This window comes from Isoptericola luteus (assembly GCF_020297055.1).
GTDB lineage: Bacteria > Actinomycetota > Actinomycetes > Actinomycetales > Cellulomonadaceae > Isoptericola > Isoptericola luteus.
Map to the genome: position 1 here is coordinate 1 of NZ_JAIXCQ010000004.1, position 16,982 is coordinate 16,982.

The 16,982-nt window shown below is 74.0% G+C and carries 17 protein-coding genes; 3 read left to right on the forward strand and 14 right to left on the reverse strand.

The window, feature by feature from the left end; translation table 11 throughout:
• Positions 1 to 492: 492 nt before the first annotated feature.
• From tyrS to LEP48_RS06975, 14 genes are all read right to left on the reverse strand, one after another.
• Complete coding sequence (tyrS, locus tag LEP48_RS06910; protein ID WP_225564860.1) at positions 493 to 1,752, reverse strand: tyrosine--tRNA ligase; 1,260 nt, start codon at positions 1,750 to 1,752, stop codon at positions 493 to 495.
• Positions 1,753 to 1,823: 71 nt separating this feature from the next.
• Positions 1,824 to 2,483, reverse strand: a complete 660-nt coding sequence (locus tag LEP48_RS06915) for a DNA-3-methyladenine glycosylase (RefSeq protein ID WP_225564861.1) — start codon at positions 2,481 to 2,483, stop codon at positions 1,824 to 1,826.
• A gap of 55 nt (positions 2,484 to 2,538) precedes the next feature.
• On the reverse strand, positions 2,539 to 3,906 hold the full coding sequence (locus LEP48_RS06920) for a permease prefix domain 1-containing protein (RefSeq protein WP_225564862.1): 1,368 nt from the start codon (positions 3,904 to 3,906) through the stop codon (positions 2,539 to 2,541).
• On the reverse strand, positions 3,906 to 4,277 hold the full coding sequence (locus LEP48_RS06925; RefSeq protein ID WP_225565174.1) for a PadR family transcriptional regulator: 372 nt from the start codon (positions 4,275 to 4,277) through the stop codon (positions 3,906 to 3,908). Before LEP48_RS06925 ends, LEP48_RS06920 begins: the two co-directional genes overlap by 1 nt.
• Positions 4,278 to 4,338: 61 nt before the next feature.
• A complete protein-coding gene (locus LEP48_RS06930) occupies positions 4,339 to 4,941 on the reverse strand; it encodes a uridine kinase family protein (protein WP_225564863.1) in 603 nt (200 codons plus the stop codon).
• A 51-nt stretch (positions 4,942 to 4,992) separates the two neighbouring features.
• Positions 4,993 to 6,453: an argininosuccinate lyase gene (gene argH / locus LEP48_RS06935; RefSeq protein WP_225564864.1), complete on the reverse strand. Its 1,461-nt coding sequence runs from the start codon at positions 6,451 to 6,453 to the stop codon at positions 4,993 to 4,995.
• The gene (locus tag LEP48_RS06940; RefSeq protein WP_225564865.1) at positions 6,453 to 7,682 is read right to left on the reverse strand and encodes an argininosuccinate synthase; all 1,230 of its coding nucleotides are present in this window, start codon (positions 7,680 to 7,682) and stop codon (positions 6,453 to 6,455) included. Before LEP48_RS06940 ends, argH begins: the two co-directional genes overlap by 1 nt.
• Positions 7,683 to 7,754: 72 nt before the next feature.
• Complete coding sequence (locus LEP48_RS06945; RefSeq protein ID WP_225564866.1) at positions 7,755 to 8,282, reverse strand: arginine repressor; 528 nt, start codon at positions 8,280 to 8,282, stop codon at positions 7,755 to 7,757.
• Positions 8,279 to 9,214: an ornithine carbamoyltransferase gene (gene argF / locus LEP48_RS06950; protein ID WP_225564867.1), complete on the reverse strand. Its 936-nt coding sequence runs from the start codon at positions 9,212 to 9,214 to the stop codon at positions 8,279 to 8,281. The genes LEP48_RS06945 and argF overlap by 4 nt, the downstream gene beginning before the upstream one ends.
• Positions 9,214 to 10,521: an acetylornithine transaminase gene (locus tag LEP48_RS06955; protein ID WP_225564868.1), complete on the reverse strand. Its 1,308-nt coding sequence runs from the start codon at positions 10,519 to 10,521 to the stop codon at positions 9,214 to 9,216. Before LEP48_RS06955 ends, argF begins: the two co-directional genes overlap by 1 nt.
• Entirely contained in the window at positions 10,518 to 11,459 is a 942-nt protein-coding gene (gene argB / locus LEP48_RS06960; RefSeq protein ID WP_225564869.1) for an acetylglutamate kinase, read from the reverse strand. Before argB ends, LEP48_RS06955 begins: the two co-directional genes overlap by 4 nt.
• On the reverse strand, positions 11,456 to 12,634 hold the full coding sequence (gene argJ / locus LEP48_RS06965; protein WP_225564870.1) for a bifunctional glutamate N-acetyltransferase/amino-acid acetyltransferase ArgJ: 1,179 nt from the start codon (positions 12,632 to 12,634) through the stop codon (positions 11,456 to 11,458). The genes argB and argJ overlap by 4 nt, the downstream gene beginning before the upstream one ends.
• Positions 12,631 to 13,704 carry an N-acetyl-gamma-glutamyl-phosphate reductase gene (gene argC, locus LEP48_RS06970; RefSeq protein ID WP_225564871.1) on the reverse strand — a complete coding sequence of 358 codons (1,074 nt, stop codon included), beginning with the start codon at positions 13,702 to 13,704 and terminating at the stop codon, positions 12,631 to 12,633. Before argC ends, argJ begins: the two co-directional genes overlap by 4 nt.
• A 59-nt stretch (positions 13,705 to 13,763) precedes the next feature.
• Positions 13,764 to 14,279, reverse strand: a complete 516-nt coding sequence (locus LEP48_RS06975) for a GNAT family N-acetyltransferase (RefSeq protein ID WP_225564872.1) — start codon at positions 14,277 to 14,279, stop codon at positions 13,764 to 13,766.
• Positions 14,280 to 14,302: 23 nt separating this feature from the next.
• Between LEP48_RS06975 and LEP48_RS06980 the strand changes: the two genes are divergently transcribed.
• From LEP48_RS06980 to LEP48_RS06990, 3 genes are read left to right on the forward strand one after another with little or no spacing between them, the layout of a single operon-like run.
• Positions 14,303 to 15,037, forward strand: a complete 735-nt coding sequence (locus LEP48_RS06980) for a class I SAM-dependent methyltransferase (protein ID WP_225564873.1) — start codon at positions 14,303 to 14,305, stop codon at positions 15,035 to 15,037.
• A 10-nt stretch (positions 15,038 to 15,047) separates the two neighbouring features.
• Entirely contained in the window at positions 15,048 to 16,031 is a 984-nt protein-coding gene (locus tag LEP48_RS06985) for a quinone oxidoreductase family protein (protein ID WP_225564874.1), read from the forward strand.
• Positions 16,032 to 16,084: 53 nt separating this feature from the next.
• Complete coding sequence (locus tag LEP48_RS06990; protein WP_225564875.1) at positions 16,085 to 16,954, forward strand: methyltransferase domain-containing protein; 870 nt, start codon at positions 16,085 to 16,087, stop codon at positions 16,952 to 16,954.
• Positions 16,955 to 16,982: the final 28 nt, after the last annotated feature.

Sequence of the window (16,982 nt, forward strand, 5' to 3'; positions counted from 1 at the left end):
GAACCAACAAAGGTTCCAACAAACTATTGGCATTGACTATCTATCAAGCACACTGTTGAGTTCTCAAACAACCGACGCACACCATCCAACACCGAAGCAACCGCTCCGATCCCGTCCGGGGCAACTCTCCAACCTTACCGGTTCTGCGCTTCTTGTCAATTCCTGGTTCGTGACCTGGTTGACATGAGCCGAAGCCGGTCCCCGATCCGTGGACGCACACGTCGACCTCGGTGAGAGAATTCGGGGGTTTCGCCCTCCGGGACCGACCACCTCGCGCTGGCCTCGCGGCCTGCGTGCTCGGTGTCCGTTCCTCCCTGTCGGGCTGACGTCGAGAACATTACACACACCTGGCGCCGGTGGCCAAATCGGCTGGACGTCGCGGCGCGAGGCGCGGATCCAGCCCCGCCGAGGCCGCCCGGGACGTGCCCCTGGGGCGGCAGAGCCGCAGCTCCGCCGCCCCGGGGCGCGTCGCGAGGTACCGAGCCCGCCGGCTCAGTCCGCGACGACGACAGCGAGCGTCCGCTTGCCCCGCCGCAGGACGGCGTGCCGGCCGTGCAACAGGTCGGTCGGCTCGAAGACGGCCTCCTCCGACGTCACCTTCACGTTGTTGACGTACGCGCCGCCCTCCGCGATCGCCCGGCGGGCAGCCGCCTTGGACGCCACCAGCCCGGACCCGACGAACGCGTCGACCACCAGGTCGCCCGCCCGAGCGCTCGTGCTGGGCAGCTCCGCGACCGCCGACCCGAGGGTCCCGGCGTCCAGCGCGCCGAGCTCGCCCTTCCCGAACAGCGCCTGGCTCGCGGCCACGACCGCGTCCGTCGCACCCTGCCCGTGCACCAGGGTGGTGAGGTCGCCGGCCAGCGCCCGCTGCGCCTCCCGGGCGAACGGGCGCTCGGCCACGGCCAGCTCGAGCGCCTCGATCTCCTCGCGCGTGCGGAACGTGAACACCTTGAGGTACTTCACGACGTCCGCGTCGGCCGTGTTCACCCAGTACTGGTAGAAGGCGTACGGGCTCGTCAGCTCCGGGTCGAGCCACAGGGCGCCGCCCTCGGACTTGCCCATCTTGGAGCCGTCGGCCTTGGTGATGAGCGGCGTCGTCATCGCGTGCACGGCGGTGCCGTCCGTCTTGCGGATCAGCTCCACGCCTGACAGCAGGTTGCCCCACTGGTCGTTGCCTCCGAGCTGCAGCGTGCAGCCGTGCCGCTCGTACAGCTCGCGGAAGTCCATCCCCTGCAGCACCTGGTAGCTGAACTCCGTGTAGCTGATGCCCTCGTCCGACCTCAGGCGGCGGGCCACGATGTCCTTGCTCAGCATCGTGCCCACGCGGAAGTGCTTGCCCACGTCGCGCAGGAAGTCGACCGCGGACATGGCCCCGGTCCAGTCGAGGTTGTTCACCATGCGCGCGGCCACCGGCCCCTCGAACTCGAGGAACGGCTGGATCTGCGCGCGGATCCGCTCGACCCACCCCGCCACGACGTCACGGGACTGCATCGAGCGTTCCGTCGTCGGGCGCGGGTCACCGATGAGGCCCGTCGCTCCCCCGACCAGCGCCAGCGGGCGGTGCCCGGCGAGCTGGAGACGGCGCATGGTCAGCAGCTGCACCATGTGCCCGACGTGCAGGCTCTGCGCGGTCGGGTCGAAACCCACGTAATACGTCACGGGTCCCTCGGCCAGCGCAGAACGCAGCGCGGCCTCGTCGGTGGTCTGCGCCACCAGGCCACGCCAGTGCAGCTCGTCGAGGATGTCGGTCACCGTGTCATCTCCTTGCCGTCGGAACGCGGCCCGCAGCGGGCCGCAGGCCTAGTCTGCCCGACGTGGTGGCCTCACCCCGCCTGCTTTCTCACCCCTCGGCGCCGGGGTGCCGCCGCGCGGTACTCGGAGACCGTGGGGTCGTCACGCAACCAGAGCCGCCACGGATAGAGGTCTCCGCGGCCCCCCTCACCGCTCACCCCCACGCGCGGCCCGGCCTCGACGTCGGACGGCGCGACCCCAGGTCCGGCCGCCAGCTCGACCGGGCCGCCAGGCACGGTGACGTCGGCGCCGTCGTCGGCCAGGTCCAGCGCGAGGGCCACCGTGAGGCGGGCCGGCCCGCGCGCCAGGTCACGCTCGGAGCGGACCACCCCTCGTTCGAGCCGCCGCCGGCGCGCCAGCGCGGCGCCGCCCGGACCGACGACCTCGCCCGCACGCAGGAGGACGGCGGACGCGGTGCCGGCCGGCCCGCACACGACGTTCACGCAGTGGTGCAGCCCCATGTGCCGGTAGACGTACAGGTGCCCGGGCTCGCCGTACATGGTCGCGTTGCGCGCCGTCGGGCCGCGGAACGCGTGCGAGCCGGGGTCACGCTCGCCGTCGTACGCCTCGACCTCCGTGAGACGCAGGGCGACCGTGCCCTGAGAGGTCCGCCGTGTGAGGACGGCCCCGAGCAGATCGTGCGCGACCTCGAGGGAGGGTCTGTCGTACCAGGCGCGCTCGGGGACGGGCATGCCCCGATCATGCCCCGACCGCGGCGTGCGCGGGTCGCCTCCTCCGGCAGCGGTGTCACACGAACCGGAAGACGAGCGGGAACGCCACCACGACGACGGCGGCCCACAGCCCGTAGGCCGGCAGGTACCCCGTCTGCCAGCGCTCGACGGCGCCGAACGGGACCCGGCGGCGGACGAAACCGAGACCGAGCCATGCCGCCCGGAGCAGGTGGGCGAAGAGCACGAGGTTGAGGCCCAGCGCGGCGACCTTGTTGGGGCTGACGCCGAACTCGGCGATCCGCGTCAGCATGGCCGCGAGCATGACGCCGTCGACGACGATCGCCGCCACCACCAGCACGACCTGGAGCACGTCGAAGAGCCCCGGCGGCGCGAGCGGATCCCGCGCCGAGATCGAGTAGAGCAGCAGGCACAGGACCAGCACGAGGATCGCGTCCATGAGGATGAGGAGCTCGCGGTCGACGTCGGTCAGGCCGCCCGCACCCGCCAGCAGCGGCAGGACGCTCACCAGCAGCAGGATCGTCAACGGCGTGAACACGCGGGTCAGCACCGGCGCGATGTTCTCCACCACGTCCTTCTTGGCCTCCACGAGCCACGCGGCGACGATGAGCGCGCCCGGCACGCACAGCGGGAAGATCCATGCCTCGAGGACCGGCTCCAGGTCGGTACCCACCAGGGCGAACAGCGCTCCCGCGAGGACCGTGAGCACCCCGCCGCCCAGGGCCAGGAGCGCGTAGTAGACGACCAGCTCCCCGGTGAACCGGACGAAGTCCATGCGTCCGTCGTGCGACCGCCAGCGCCCACCCACGTACGCCACCCCGACGAGGACCCAGAGCACGACGGGGGCGTGCAGGGCGGCGAGCACCTCCGTGGAGCCACCGGGCACGAACGGGAAGCCGTTGAGCACGACGGCCAACAGCGCGAAGACCGCCACGAGGACCACGACGCCCCGGACCGGCAGCCGCCGCTTCCAGGCGAAGTAGGCGCCCAGGAACGGCAGGACGAGCAGCGAGGAGTTGCGCAGCAGGGCCATCGAGTCCGGGCCGAGGACCGCGATCCCGCCCTTGACGGTCAGCCCCGCGCCGAGGGCCAGCGCCAGGACCACGCCGAGCTCGCGCCACCGGGGCCCGGTGCGCTCGGTGCCCAGGTCGCCCTCGGGCACCAGCACGAGCTGCTTCCACAGGCGCTCGGAGTGCTCCCGTGCGAACTCGCGAGACACCTCGTCGAGCCGCCCCATCCGCTTGACGGCGACCAGGAACGCCTCGTCGTCGTCGAGGCCGGTCTCCCGCAGGTCGTCCACCTGCGCGCGCAGGTGGTCCTCCATCTCGTCGACGTCCGACGGCGCGATCGCGCGACGCCGCGCGACGTACCGCCGCCACTGGTCGACCTGCGCCTCGATCGGCGCGCCGTGGGCCTGCGCGTCCATCACGCCCACCCCTCGACGGCCGGCGACGGGACCTCGACGGTCCGCAGGTCTCGCCAGACCTCCTGCAGGGCGTCGGCCACGACGTCCCACTGGCGCCGGCGCTCGACGAGCGCGGCCCGGCCCGCGGCGGTGATCGCGTAGTGCTTGCGCCGGCGTCCCGTCGACGAGGATCCCCACGAGGCCTCGACGAGCCCGTTCCGCTCGAGCCGGTGCAGCAGCGGGTAGAGCATGCCGTCCGTCCACTGCAGGCGACCGCCCGAGAGGTCGGACACCCGCTTGGCGATCGCGTACCCGTACGACTCGCCGTCGGCCAGGATGCCGAGCACGAGCGGGGTGGCCGACGCCGCCACCAGGTCCTTGTCGACGTGCACATGTACTCCCATACATAGATCCGCTAGGGGTGTTGACCCTAGCGGATCTAGGCATGCTGCACTAGTCCGCCCGCCGCAGCCGCCCGAACCCGTCGAGGTGGACGTCGGCGCGCTCGGCGGTCCGCTCGCGCGCGTAGTGCACGGCCTCGTCGTCCATCCAGCGCAACCAGTGCTCGCGCGCCTGCGCACCGTCGCGCTCGAGCCCGCGGCGCAGGCGCTCGTCGTCGTGGGCCTCGACCCAGATCGTCAGTGCGGCGTACGGGTCCACCTGACGGGCCGCCGCACCACAGCCCTCGACGACGAGGAACGGCTCCCGGTCGACGACGTGCGGCTCGGCGTAGGCGTCGGCCACCCAGTCGAAGCGCCGGTACCTGCCCGGGCGGCCGTGCGCGAGCGGCTCGAGCACCCACTCAGCCAGGCGCCGCGCACCGCCGTCGGGTCCGGCCGCCCAGCCCTCGTAGAGGTCGTCCAGGTGCACCACGGCGCAGGCCAGCACCGCCGCGAGCTGGGCGGCCAGGGTCGACTTGCCGGACCCCGCCGGCCCGTCCACGCACACCAGCCGGGTGGCCCGCCACGGCTCGTCACCGCCGGGACCGGGCAGCCGGGCGGGCGCGTCGTGCACCCGCTGCACGAGCTGTGCCAGCACCGCGTCGGACACCGTCATCGACCATGCTCCTTCGTGTCGCCGACCACGTGGGTGCGGGGTGGGGCGCCGTCAGGCCTCGGCCCAGAACCGGAACTCCGCCGACTTCTCCCTGGCCTCCTCGAGCTGCTCCGCCACCCGGGCGGGCGCCGTGCCCCCGACCGCGTCGCGGGAGGCCACCGAGCCCTCGACGGTGAGCACGGTGCGCACCTGAGGCGTCAGGTGCTCCGAGATCGCGGCCAGGTCGGCGTCGGACAGGTCCCACAGCTCGATGCCGCGCTGCTCGCACACCCGCACGCACGCCCCCGAGACCTCGTGCGCCACCCGGAACGGCACGCCCGAGCGCACGAGCCACTCGGCGACGTCCGTCGCCAGGGAGAAGCCCTGCGGGGCGAGCTCGGCCATCCGGTCGGTGTCGAACGTCAGGGTCCGCACCATGCCGGCGAACGCCGGGAGCAGCACCGTCAGGGTCGACACCTGGTCGAAGACCGGCTCCTTGTCCTCCTGCAGGTCACGGTTGTAGGCGAGCGGCAGGCCCTTGAGGGTGGTGAGCAGCCCGGTGAGATCGCCCACGAGCCGGCCGGACTTGCCGCGCGCGAGCTCGGCGATGTCCGGGTTCTTCTTCTGCGGCATGATGCTCGACCCGGTCGACCAGGAGTCGTCGAGACGGACGAAGCCGAACTCCTTGGTGTTCCACAGGATGATCTCCTCGCTCAGGCGCGAGAGGTCGATGCCGATCATCGCCGCGACGAACGCGAACTCCGCGACCACGTCGCGGGCCGCGGTGCCGTCGATCGAGTTCTCCACCGGGCCGTCGAAGCCCAGGTCGGCGGCGACGGCGGCCGGGTCCAGGCCGAGGGACGAGCCCGCGAGCGCCCCCGAGCCGTACGGGGAGCGCGCCGCCCGCACGTCCCAGTCGACGAGCCGGTCGACGTCGCGCAGCAACGGCCACGCGTGCGCCAGCAGGTGGTGCGCGAGGAGCACGGGCTGCGCGTGCTGCAGGTGCGTGCGGCCCGGCATGACGGCGTTGCCCGCCGCCTGCGCCTGCACGACGAGCGCGTCCACGACGTCCAGCACGTGCCGCGCGACCGTGCGCGCGTTGTCGCGCAGGTACATCCGCACCAGGGTGGCGATCTGGTCGTTGCGCGACCGGCCCGCCCGCAGCTTGCCGCCGAGCTCGGCGCCCGCACGCTCGATGAGGCCCCGCTCCAGCGCGGTGTGCACGTCCTCGTCGCCGATCACGGGCAGGAAGTCGCCCGACTCGACGTCGGCGCGCAGCCGCTCCAGGGCGTCGAGCATGCCCTCGAGCCCGGCGTCGTCGAGCAGGCCCGCGCGGTGCAGCACGCGGGCGTGCGCCCGTGAGCCGGTGATGTCGTAGCCCGCGAGCGCCCAGTCGAAGTGCGTCGACTGGGACAGCGCCTGGAGCTCCGGCGAGGGGCCGCCGGCGAACCGGCCTCCCCACAGCGAGACGTTGTCGCCCGGCGCGCTCACGGTGCCGTCGCCGGACGATCCGGTAATGATGTCGTTGCCCATCAGAAGTTCCCCTTGCCGAAGTCGACGCCGTGGCCGAACCGCTCGTCGCGGGCGGCGGCCTGCTTGGCCGCCAGGCCGTAGATCTCGATGAACCCCCTGGCGTGCGACTGGTCGAACGCGTCGCCCTCGTCGTACGTCGCCAGGTTGAAGTCGTACAGGCTGGACTCCGACCGGCGCCCGGTCACCGTCGCCCGGCCACCGTGCAGCACCATGCGGATGTCGCCCGAGACGTACCTCTGGGTCTCGTCGACGAACGTGTCGAGGTTCTTCTTCAGCGGGGAGAACCACATGCCGTCGTAGACCAGCTCCGCCCAGCGCTGCTCGACGGTCCGCTTGAAGCGGGCCTGCTCGCGCTCCAGGGTGACGTTCTCCAGCTCCTGGTGCGCCGTGATGAGCGCCATGGCACCCGGTGCCTCGTAGATCTCCCGGGACTTGATGCCCACGAGCCGGTCCTCGACGATGTCGATGCGGCCCACGCCCTGGGCGCCCGCGCGGCGGTTCATCTCCTGGATGGCCTGCAGCGGGGTCACGGCCACGCCGTCGAGCGCGACCGGGACGCCGCCCTCGAAGGTGACGACCACCTCGTCGGCGACCGGCGGGAACGTCGGGTCGTCCGTGTAGGAGTACACGTCCTTGGTGGGCTCGTTCCAGATGTCCTCGAGGAAGCCCGTCTCCACGGCGCGGCCCCACACGTTCTGGTCGATCGAGAACGGGTTCTTCTTCGTCGTCGCGATCGGCAGGTCGTGGCGCTCCGCGTACTCGATCGCCTTCTCGCGCGTCAGGGCGAGGTCGCGCACGGGGGCGACGGTCCTGAGGTCCGGGGCCAGCGACGTCGTGGCGACCTCGAAGCGGACCTGGTCGTTGCCCTTGCCGGTGCAGCCGTGCGCCACGGTCGTGGCGCCGAACTGGCGTGCCGCCCGCACCAGGTGCTTGACGATGACGGGCCTCGAGATCGCGGACACCAGCGGGTAGCGGTCGAGGTAGAGGCCGTTGGCCCGCAGCGCGGGCATGCAGTACTCGGCGGCGAACTCGTCGCGCGCGTCGGCGACGTACGCCTCGACGGCGCCGCACTCCAGCGCGCGCCGGCGGACGACCTCCATGTCCTCGCCGCCCTGTCCGACGTCGACGGCGACGGCGACGACCTCCGCGCCCGTGGCCTCGGCGATCCAGCCGATGGCAACGGACGTGTCCAGGCCGCCCGAGTAGGCGAGCACGACACGATCAGTCATGGGGTTCTCTTTCTGGCGTGGGTGCGGTCAAGTGTGGCAGCCCGGCGCGTGGCGGCACCCGGCGGGCGCCGGTCAGGGCGTGGTGAGCTCGAGGAACCGCCGGGCGAGGTCCTCGCCGCCGAGCGGGTCGCGCGCGACCACCAGGATCGTGTCGTCGCCCGCGATGGAGCCGAGGACGCCGGGGAACACGGAGTGGTCGATGGCGGAGGCCAGGTAGTTCGCCGCGCCCGGCGGGGTCCGCAGGACGACGAGGTTGCCCGACGCCTCCGCGGAGACGAGCAGGTCGTTGCACAGCCGCGCGAGCCGGGCGGCCACGTACTCGACCTCGCCCTCCCCCACGCCGGCGGCCTGGACGCTGCGGTCGCCGCCCTCGCCCGGTACGGCGTACACGAGCGCGCCCGACGCGCTGCGCACCTTCTCGGCGCGCAGCTCGATGAGGTCACGCGAGAGCGTGCCCTGGGTGACGGAGACGCCGGCGTCGGCGAGCTCGCGCGCGAGCTCCGCCTGCGAGTGGATCGCCGTGCGGCGCACGATGTCGACGATCCGGGCCTGCCGGGCCGCCTTGGTCGTGGGCGCCGTGGCGCCGGGCGTCTCGCTCATCGGCTCTCCTCCAGCAGCCAGGTCAGCAGCGCCTTCTGCGCGTGCAGCCGGTTCTCCGCCTCGTCCCACACCGCCGAGGCGTCGCCGTCGATGACGGAGGCGGTGACCTCCTTGCCACGGTAGGCGGGCAGGCAGTGCAGGAAGATCGCGTGGTCGGCCGCCGCGGACATCAGGGCGTCGTCCACGCGGTAGGCGTCCAGCGCGGCCAGCCGCTCGGCGGCCTCCGCCTCGTCCCCCATGGACACCCAGGTGTCCGCGGCGACGACGTCCGCCCCTGCGACGGCGGACCGGGCGTCGGTCGACACGGTGACGGAGCCCCCGGTGGCCGCCGCGATCTCCCGTGCCCGTGCCACGACGTCGGCCGGCGGCAGGTAGCCCTCCGGGCCGGCGACGGCGACGTGCAGACCCGCCGTCGCCCCACCGAGCAGGTAGGAGGCCGCCATGTTGTTCCCGGCGTCGCCCACGTAGGCGAGCCGCTGCCCCGCGAGGTTCTCGACGCCGCCGCGGTGCTGGGCGACCGTGAGCAGGTCCGCGAGGATCTGGCAGGGGTGGAACCCGTCGGTGAGGGCGTTGATCACCGGCACGCGCGAGACCGCGGCCATCTCCTCGAGGCGGTCCTGACCGAACGTGCGCCACGCGATCGCCGACACCTGCCGGTCGAGCACCCGGGTGACGTCGGCGACGGACTCGCGCACGCCCACCTGGGCGAGCCGGCCGTCGACCACCACGGGGAACCCGCCGAGCTCGGCCACGCCCGTCGAGAACGACACCTGCGTGCGCAGCGTCGGCTTGTCGAAGAGGATCGCGACCCCCTGCGGGCCCGCGAGCGGCGTGCGGGCGAAGCGGTCCGCGCGGAACGCCATGGCGAGGTCCAGGACGTCCCGCTGCTCCGCGGGGGTCAGGTCGTCGTCGCGCAGGAAGTGGCGGGGCATCAGTGCTCCCTCTCGTCGGGCAGGTCGGCGGGCAGGTCGGCGGGGACGGTGACGTCGGCGAAGAATCGGGCGACGTCCCCCGCCTGGTCGGCGGTGAGGATCAGAGGTGGCGCGAGCCGGATCGCGTCGGGGGCGACGGCGTTGACGATGAGCCCGGCGTCGAGCGCGGCCGCCGCGACCTGCGCCGCCACCGGCCGCGTGAGCCGGACGGCGAACAGCAGGCCGTGCCCGCGCACGCCGTCGACCAGCGGGTTGCCGCTCCCCTCGATCCCGGAGCGCAGCGCCTCGCCCACCCGGCGGACGTTCGCCAGCAGGCCGTCGCGCTCGATGACGCCGAGCGTGGCGAGCCCCGCGGCCGCGGCCACCGGGTTGCCGCCGAAGGTGGTGCCGTGCTGGCCACGGCCGAGCAGGGTCGCGGCGTGCTCACCGAGGGCGATCGCGGCGCCGACGGGGAAGCCGCCGCCCAGCCCCTTGGCGACGGTCACCACGTCGGGCACGACACCGCCGCCGATCTCCGGCTGCTGGAACGCGAACCACGCCCCGGTGCGGCCCACGCCCGTCTGGACCTCGTCCAGGACGAGCAGCGCGCCCGACGCGGCGGTCAGCCGGCGCGCGTGCGCGAGGTAGCCGGTGGGCAGGGTGCGCACGCCCGCCTCGCCCTGCACGGGCTCGACGACGAGCGCCGCGACTCCCCCGCGCTCCGCGACGGCAGCCGGCGAGAAGGCCTCCTCCAGCGCCGCGGCGTCCCCGAACGGCAGGTGCTCGACCCCGCCGGGCAGCGGCTCGAACGGCTCGCGGTAGGCGGCCTTCGACGTGAGCGCGAGCGCCCCCATCGACCGGCCGTGGAAGCCGCCGTCGAGCGCCAGGACACGCGTGCGCGTCCCGTCGTGGCCGCGGTTGCGCCGCGCCATCTTGAACGCCGCCTCGACCGCCTCGGTGCCCGAGTTCGTGAAGAACACCCGCGACCCGTCGGGCGCGCCCGCGAGGTGCAGCAGCCGCTCGGCCAGGGCGATCTGCGTCGGGGTCGCGAAGAAGTTCGACACGTGGCCGAGCGTGCCGAGCTGGGCGCTGATCGCGGCCGTCAGCGTGGGGTGGGCGTGGCCCAGGGCGTTGACGGCGATCCCGGCGAGCAGGTCCAGGTAGCGCCGCCCGTCGGCGTCCCAGACGTAGGCGCCCTCGCCGCGGACCAGCACCCGCTGCGGGGGCCCGAAAGTGTCCATGACCGCTCCGGTGTAACGCCGGGTCCACGCGGCACCGGAGTCGCCGGCCAGCACGCCGCCGGTCGCCTGCTCCAGGTCGTCGCTCATGCGTGCTCCTTCGTGGCGGGTGCGGTCGTCGGGGTGATGGCGGCGTCCGGGACGACCATGGTCCCGTTGCCCCGCGCGGTGAAGACCTCGAGCAGCACGGAGTGCGGCAGGCGCCCGTCGATGACGGTGGCGCGCGGCACCCCGCCCTGGACGGCGCGCATGCACGCCTCCATCTTCGGCACCATCCCGGCCGAGAGGCTCGGCAGCAGGGCGGCGAGGTCGGTCGCCGAGATCTGCTCGACGAGCGAGTCCGTGTCCGGCCACGACGTGTACAGGCCCTCGACGTCCGTGAGCACGATGAGCTTGGTGGCGCCGAGCGCGACCGCGAGCGCCGCGGCCGCCGTGTCGGCGTTGACGTTGAGCACCTGCGTCGGGTCGTCGACGTCGGGTGCCACGGTGGACACGACCGGGATACGGCCGGCGTCGAGCAGGTCCTGCACCGCCGAGGGGTGCACCTCGACCACGTCGCCCACCAGGCCCACGTCGACCGGCTCGCCGTCGACGACGGCGTGGCGCCGGACGGCGCCGAACAGACCGCCGTCCTCCCCCGACAGGCCGACGGCGCGCGGGCCGTGCGCGTTGATGAGCCCGACGAGCTCCCGCGAGACCTGACCGGTGAGCACCATGCGGACCACGTCCATGGCCTCGGGCGTCGTGACGCGCAGCCCGCCGCGGAACTCGCTGTGGATGTCGAGGCGCTCCAGCATGGCGTTGATCTGAGGGCCGCCGCCGTGCACGACGACGGGCCGCAGGCCCACCTGGCGCAGGAATACCATGTCCTGCGCGAACGCGGCCTTGAGCTCGTCGTCGACCATGGCGTTGCCGCCGTACTTGACCACGACGAGCGCGCCCGCGAGCTCCTGCAGCCACGGCAGCGCCTCGAGGAGCACCTCCGCCTTCTGCCCGGGCTCCAGCCCGTTCACGACGTCGCTGCTCATGAGCTGTACGCGCTGTTCTCGTGGACGTAGTCGTGCGTGAGGTCGTTGGTCCACACGGTGGCCGACGCGTCGCCGGCGTGCAGGTCGATCTCGACGGCGACCTCACGGGCCGCGGCCAGGTCGACGAGATCGCGCGAGGAGCCCACGCCCTGCGCCCGGCAGACCTGCACGCCGTTGACCGTCACGTCGAGCGCGAGCGGGTCGTACGGCGCGACGTCCTCGGGGACGGTGCCGACGGCGGCCACGACGCGCCCCCAGTTGGGGTCGTTGCCGAAGACGGCGGCCTTGAACAGGTTCGAGCGGGTCACCGCGCGGGCGACCGCGACGGCCGCCTCCTCGCTGCTGGCGCCGGTCACCGTGACCGCGATGTCGTGGGAGGCGCCCTCCGCGTCGGCCACGAGCTGCCGCGCGAGCGACGCGCACACCTCGGTGACGGCGGACGTGAGCTCCGCGAGCCCGACCTCGACGCCAGACGCCCCGCTCGCGAGCAGGATCACCGTGTCGTTGGTCGACATGCAGCCGTCGGAGTCGACCCGGTCGAACGTCGTGCCGGTGGCGGCCCGCAGGGCGGCGTCGGCCGTGGCGGCGTCGACGACGGCGTCGGTGGTGACCACCGAGAGCATCGTCGCCAGGCCGGGCGCGAGCATGCCCGCGCCCTTCGCCATCCCGCCCACGCTCCAGCCGTCGCGCCGGGCGACGGCCTGCTTGGACACCGTGTCGGTGGTGCGGATCGCGTCGGCGGCGTCCGCGCCGCCGTCGGGCGAGAGCGAGGCGATCGCGTCGTGCACGCCGTCGAGCAGGTGGTCCATCGGCAGCCGGACACCGATGAGCCCGGTGGAGCACACGAGGACGTCGCCGGCCCCGACCTCCCGCTCGAGGTCGCCCATCCACTCCGCGGTCAGCTCGGCCGTGCGGTGGGTGTCCGCGAAACCCTCGGGACCGGTGCACGCGTTGGCGCCGCCGGAGTTGAGGACGACGACGCGGGCGGCGCCGTCCGAGACCGCCTGACGCGTCCAGAGCACCGGCGCGGCCTGCACGCGGTTCGTGGTCAGCACGGCCGCGGCGGTGGCGAGCGGTCCGTCGTTGACGACGACGGCCACGTCGCGCGCCCCCGTCGACTTCAGGCCGGCGACGACGCCGGCGGCGCGGAACCCGGCGGGTGCGGTGACGGTCACGGGGCGACTCCTTCGGTGACGAGACCGGCCGTCTCCGGCAGGCCGAGGGCAAGGTTCATGGCCTGGACCGCCTGGCCGGCGGTCCCCTTGACCAGGTTGTCGATGGCGGTGACCGCGACGACGCGTCCGGCGGCCGCGTCGAGCGTCACCTGCACGAGCGCCGTGTTGGCGCCCAGCGTCGCGGCCGTCGCCGGCCACTGGCCCTCGGGCAGCAGGTCGACGAACGGCTCGTCGGCGTAGGCCTCGGCCCAGGCGGCGCGGACGTCGGCGGCCGTGGCGTCCTCGCGGCCGGGGGCGAGCCGGGCGGTCACGGTGGCGAGGATGCCGCGCGCCATCGGCACCAGGGTGGGCGTGAAGCTGATCGACACCTCGGGTGCGCCGGCGACGCGCAGGTTCTGGATGATCTCCGGGACGTGCCGGTGCGTGCCGCCGACGGCGTACGGCGCGGCGGAGCCGAGCCCCTCCGCGGCCAACAGGTGCGGCTTGAGCGACTTCCCCGCCCCCGAGTAGCCGTTGGCGAGGACGGCGACGACGTCGACCGGGCTCACCAGGCCGGCGGCGATGCCGGGCTGCAGCCCGAGCGTGACCGCGGTGACGTTGCATCCGGGCACGGCGATGCGTCGCGTGCCGGCCAGGTGGTCACGCTGCCGGGTGCCGTCGGCGTGCACGAGCTCCGGCATCCCGTACGGCCACGTGCCCGCGTGCGGGGACCCGTAGAAGGTCTCCCAGTCGGCGGCGGAGGCGAGCCGGTGGTCGGCGCCGAGGTCCAGGACCAGGACGTCGTCGGGCAGCTGCGCGGCGATCTCGCCGGAGGCGCCGTGGGGCAGCCCCAGGACGACCACGTCGTGGCCCGCGAGCGCCTCCGGCGTCGTCGGCGCGAGCACCCTGTCGGCCAGCGAGCGCAGGTGCGGCTGGACGTCGCCGAGCCGTGTGCCGGCGTTCGAGTGCGCGGTGAGGGTGCCGATCTCGAGGTGCGGGTGCCGCGCCGCGAGGCGGAGGAGCTCGCCGCCGGCGTAGCCTGAGGCGCCCGCGACCGCGACGCAGAGCCGCTGCGGCTGGATGCTGACCATATGCAGCACTATACATACCTATGCAGCGAGGTGCCGCGCGCGCCACCAGCGGCGACGACTCATTCTTCGAGCGGCAGGTACATCACGTGCAGACCCACGCGCCCGTGGGCGGGGCTGCGGAACGCGCCCGGCACCGTCCCGACGATCTCGAAGCCGAGCGAACGCCACAACCGCACCGCCGCCACGTTCGACTCGACGACGGCGTTGAACTGGATCCCGGCGAAGCCGTGCCGGCGGTGCCAGCCGACGACGTGCTCCCCCAGCGCACGCCCGACCCCCAGCCCGCGCGCGGCGGGCGCCACCATGAAGGACGCCGTGCCCACGTGGTCGCCGTGCCCGGGCCTGTTCGGCCCCATCTTCGCCGTGCCCAGCACGGTGCCGTCCGCCGCCTCGGCGACCACCGTCGCGCCCGGCGGGCGCTCCACCCACACCTCGCGGGCCTGGTCGCTCGTGAGGTCGAGCGGGTACACGTACGTCTCGCCCTCGCGGACGACGGGCTCGACGATCGCCCACAGGGCCGGCCAGTCGGCGGCGATCGCGGGGCGGACGGCGAAGGTGCGGGCGTCTGCGGTCACCCGGGCAGCATAGGGTCGGCGACGTGACGAGCACCCGACCGCCCCGCCCGGCGCGGCCCACCCCGTCCACCCCGTCCGCACGGTCGGAGCGAGCCGCACGGGCCGACGTCGCCACGGCCGTGAGCGCGGCGTACGACGCGCGGGCCGCGACCTACGACGAGAGCCGCATGCACCGCGACCTGGCGCGCGAGGTCGCGGCGTTCTGCGCGCTCGACGGTGAGCTCGGCCGTGTGCGCGACGTGCTCGACGTCGCGACGGGGACCGGGCTGGTCCTGCGCGCGCTGCGGACGATCGCTCCGGCACCCCTGCGCCAGACCGGCGTCGACCTCTCGCCCGACATGCTCGCGGTCGCGCACCGCGAGCTGCCCGGCGCCACCCTGGTCCGCGCGGACGCCGCAGCGCTGCCCCTCGCGGACGCGTCGGTCGACCTCGTCACCTGCGTGACCGCGCTGCATCTCATGCCCGCGCCGGACGCGGTGCTCTCCGAGTGGGCGCGCGTCCTGCGACCCGGTGGCCGCGCCGTCACCGCCACGTTCACCGGGTTCGCCCGGCCCGCCCGGCCCGCCCGGACGCAGCACGCCTTCGACGTCCACCACGACCGCTTCGCGACCTCCGAGCTCCTGGCCGCGAGGGCGGCGCGGGCAGGCCTGCGGCTGCGCCGGCACGCGGCCTGGCAGCACGTCGGCGGCGACGCCTTCCTGCTGGGCGAGCTCGCGCCGGACGGTCCTGGCCTGCCCGCGCGCACGCCCGGCCCGTAGTCTCGGGGGCATGCGCGCAGTCGTGGCCCGCAGCGCGGGCGGCCCCGAGGTCCTGACGTCCACCGAGCTCCCCGACCCTGAGCCCGGGCCCGGCGAGCTGCTCGTGCTGGTCGCCGCCGCCGGGGTCAACTTCATCGACACGTACCGGCGCTCGGGCGTGTACCCGATGAACTACCCGCACGTGGTGGGCGTCGAGGGGGCGGGCACGGTCGAGGCGCTCGGCGCGGACGTCTCCGGGTTCGCCGTCGGCGACGAGGTGGCCTGGAACGAGGCTCCCGGCTCGTACGCCGAGCTCGCCGTGGTGCCGGCGTCGAACGCCGTCCGCGTCCCCGCCGGCCTCGACCTGGCCACGGCGGCCGCGCTGCCGCTGCAGGGCATGACCGCCCACTACCTCGTCGCGTCGGCGTTCGAGGTGGGCCCGGGGCACGACGTCCTGCTCACGGCCGGCGCGGGGGGCGTGGGCCTGCTCGCCACGCAGCTCGCGGTCGCCCGCGGGGGGCGGGTGCTCACCACGGTCTCCACGCCCGAGAAGGCCGCGCTGTCGTCGGCGGCCGGCGCCGCGCACACCATCGGCTACGCCGCCATGGACGACGTCGCGACCGAGCTGCCCGCCGTCGTGCGCGACCTCACCGACGGGCGGGGCGTCCACGTGGTGTACGACGGCGTGGGGCAGGCGACGTTCGACGCGTCGCTCGCGTCCCTGCGGCCTCGGGGCACGCTCGTGCTGTTCGGCGGGGCGTCCGGGCAGGTACCGCCGTTCGACCCGCAGCGGCTCAACTCCGGCGGGTCGTTGTTCCTCACCCGCCCGACCTTGGCCCACTACACGCTCACGCGCGCCGAGCTCGAGTGGCGCGCGTCCGAGGTGCTGGGCGCGGCCGCGGACGGCGACCTGGACGTGCGCATCGGCGCGCGGTACCCGCTGGCCGAGGCCGCGGCCGCGCACGCGGCGCTCGAGGGGCGCGCGACGACGGGCAAGGTCGTGCTGCTTCCCTGACCGGTCCGCACAGGCTATCTTGACGTCAAGATACTTGACGTCGAGGGAGTCTCATGAGCGACTGGTCCCCCACCGCCTACCTGCGCTACACCGACGAGCGCTCACGACCGTTCGCCGAGCTCCTCGCCCGCGTGACGGGCGCCGGCACCGCGGCGCCCGCCACGGTGCTCGACCTCGGCTGCGGGCCCGGCCACCTCACGGCCCTGGTCCGCGACCGCTGGCCCGGCGCCGTCGTCGTCGGACTCGACGCCTCGCCCGCCATGATCGAGCAGGCGCGTGCCGGCGACCCCGACGGCTCCTACGTGCTCGGTGACGTGCGGGACGTCGCCGCCGGGGCGCTCGTGGCCGGCCTGCCGGAACGGCCCGACCTGGTCATCAGCAACGCGACCCTCCAGTGGGTGCCCGGGCACCGCGACCTGCTCGCTAGGCTCGCGGCGCGGGCCGCTCAGACGTTCGCGTTCTCCGTGCCCGGCAACCACGACGCACCGAGCCACCGGACCCTGCGCGAGGTCGCCGGTCGCGCGCCGTACGCGGACGCCGTAGGCCCGGTGGAGCGCCGCGCCGTCGGTGACCCCGCCGAGTACCTCGAGCTGCTCGCCGGCCCCGGCTGGTCGGTCGACGCCTGGGAGACCACGTACACGCACGTCCTGGACGGCGAGGACCCGGTGCTGCGCTGGATCTCCGCCACGGGCGCCCAGCCGGTGCTGCACGCCCTCGACGCCCACGACGCCACCCACGGCACCGGCCTGCGGAGGCGGTTCGACGCCGACCTGGGCGCCGCCCTGCGCGAGGCGTACCCTCGCCGGCCGTTCGGAACCCCGCTGGAGTTCCGGCGGGTCTTCGCCGTCGCCACGCGGTCCGGCACCGGCGCGGACGACGGCCCAGCGGGTCCAGGCCGGGACGGGCGGACGGTGGTGGCCTGAACGGACCGCCACCGGGCGCCGGCGCGAC